Origin of the sequence: Roseisolibacter sp. H3M3-2, assembly GCF_029211165.1 — a bacterium.
GTDB lineage: Bacteria > Gemmatimonadota > Gemmatimonadetes > Gemmatimonadales > Gemmatimonadaceae > Roseisolibacter.
The window spans coordinates 1-1,998 of the sequence record NZ_JARGEK010000579.1 but is presented as its reverse complement, the minus strand read 5'-3'; the positions used below and the strand labels follow the sequence as shown (position 1 = coordinate 1,998).

At 78.1% G+C, this 1,998-nt stretch carries 2 protein-coding genes; one reads left to right on the top strand and one right to left on the bottom strand.

Annotated elements, in window-relative coordinates; all coding sequences use genetic code 11:
• A partial coding sequence (locus PYV61_RS24725) for a MarR family transcriptional regulator (protein WP_275836545.1) occupies positions 1 to 410 on the bottom strand: 410 nt, incomplete at its 3' end.
• 211 nt (positions 411 to 621) lie between these two features.
• Between PYV61_RS24725 and PYV61_RS24720 the strand changes: the two genes are divergently transcribed.
• A complete protein-coding gene (locus tag PYV61_RS24720) occupies positions 622 to 1,695 on the top strand; it encodes a patatin-like phospholipase family protein (RefSeq protein ID WP_275836544.1) in 1,074 nt (357 codons plus the stop codon).
• Positions 1,696 to 1,998: the final 303 nt, after the last annotated feature.

Below are 1,998 nucleotides of genomic sequence, written 5' to 3'. Positions count from 1 at the left end.
GACTTCGCGTCGGCCAGCCGGTCGGCGGCGCCGAGCGGCTGGCGGCGCAGCTGCGCGCGGCCGGCCGCGGTGATGCCGAGCTGCGTGCGGCGGCGGTCGTCGGTCGCCTCGGTGCGCTCCACCAGCCCGCGCTCGACCAGCCGCTGCACCACGACCGACGCCGAGCTGGGGTCGGTGTGCGTGCGCTCGGCCAGCTCGGCCAGCGACCCCGCCGGCCGCCCCGCCAGCTGCCGCAGCGTGTGGAGCTGTGCCGGGTGCAGCCCCACCAGTTGCTCGGCCTCGCGCTCCGCCACGCGCAGCTCGCGGGCGACGGCGCGCAGCGCGTCGAGCAGCGCGCCCACGTTCGGCTGGTCGTCCACGACGCGCCCCTCGGATCGCGGCCCGGCGGCCGCACGACGCTTGGTCGGCATCAGCGCGGGCTCCCCGCGCGCCGCACCGGGTGGTTCCGGTCGGTCGTTCTCGTGCGCAAGGCGCCTCCGCACCGCGTGGTGTGTCGTCCGCGTGCCCCGCCCCGCCCCTCCGCCCATGCCGCCCCCTGGCCGCAGTCCCTCACGATTCCCATCGCTAGTAACGCGCCAGCGCCCCTACCGCTGCGCCGCCCGCCCCGTGTTCGTGTACCCGATGCCCCGCCCCGCCCCCGCCCTCGCCCTCCGCGCCGGCCCCGAGGCGCTCGCGCTCCTCCGCGAGCGCGGGCTGCGCGCCGACGACGTCGACGTGCTGCCGGGCGCCTCGGGGGGCGCGAAGTGGCTCGCGCTGGCGGGGCTCGACCGCTTCCTGTTCGGGGAGTTCCTGCGCGCGCCGCGCGACCGCCCCCTGCACTGCATCGGCTCGTCGATCGGCTCCTGGCGGATGGCGTGCCTCGCCCAGCGCGACCCGGTGGCCGCCCTCGCGCGCGGGCACCACGCCTACGTGCACGAGCAGCGCTACTCGCCGCGCCCGTCGACGCGCGAGGTGACCGACGTCCTCACGCGCGCCCTCGACCTGCTGCTCGGCCCCGCCGGCGTCGACGAGATCCTCGCCCACCCGTGGGCGCGGCTGCACGTGATCACCGCCGAGGGGCGCGGGCTGGCGGCCAGCGAGCGGCGGCTGCTGCTCACCGCGGGGCTCGCGCTGGCCGCCGCCGGCAACCTGGTGGCGCGCCGCACGCTGGCCCTGCAGATGCGCCGCTGCATCTTCCACACGGCCGGCGACACGACGCCGTTCGCGCACCTCGCCGACCTGCCGACGACGCACGTCCGGCTGACGCGCGACAACCTGCGCGCCGCGCTGCTGGCGTCGGGGTCGATCCCGCTCCTGCTCGACGGGGTGAAGGTCCCGGGGACGCCCGGCGGCGTGTACTGGGACGGCGGGGTGCTCGACTACCACCTCGACCTCGACTTCGGGCCGGGGGCGGGGCTCGTGCTCTACCCGCACTTCTACGCGCACGTCGTCCCCGGCTGGTTCGACAAGGGGCTGCGCTGGCGGCGGGCGCGCGGCGCGAACTTCCGCCGCGCGCTGCTGGTCGCGCCGTCGGACGCCTTCGTCGCGTCGCTCCCGGGGGGCAAGATCCCCGACCGGCGCGACTTCCACGCGTTCCCCGAGGCCGAGCGCATCCGGCGCTGGCAGGCGACGGTCGACGCCAGCGCGCGGCTGGGCGACGAGCTGCGCGAGCTGCTGGCCACCGGGCGCCTCGTCGACGCCGTGCGCCCCTGGTAGCCGCCGCCGCGCGGAGCGGCCTGGAGCGGACGCGGCTCGTCCCGCCCCGCTGGCGCGCGCGCGGTACGCGCGCCACACTCCCGGGTTCACCTCCGCGCGGCGCCGATTCCCAGCGTCGCGCCCGGCACCTTCGCGCGTCCGCCGTGATGTCGATCCGCCGCTGGGCCCCCGTCCTCCTCGCCGCGACCGCCGCCTGCGCGCCCGCGCGCGGCCCCGTCACCCCGGCGCCCGAGCCCGCGCCCGTCCCGGCGCCGGCGCAGCCGACAAGTCGGATCGTAGCCATGTCGTTCTGTGAGGCAAGGA

Excerpts from the sequence above, each read along its gene's own strand:
- PYV61_RS24720 (WP_275836544.1), top strand. The coding sequence starts at position 622 with ATGCCCCGCCCCGCCCCCGCCCTCGCCCTCCGCGCCGGCCCCGAGGCG.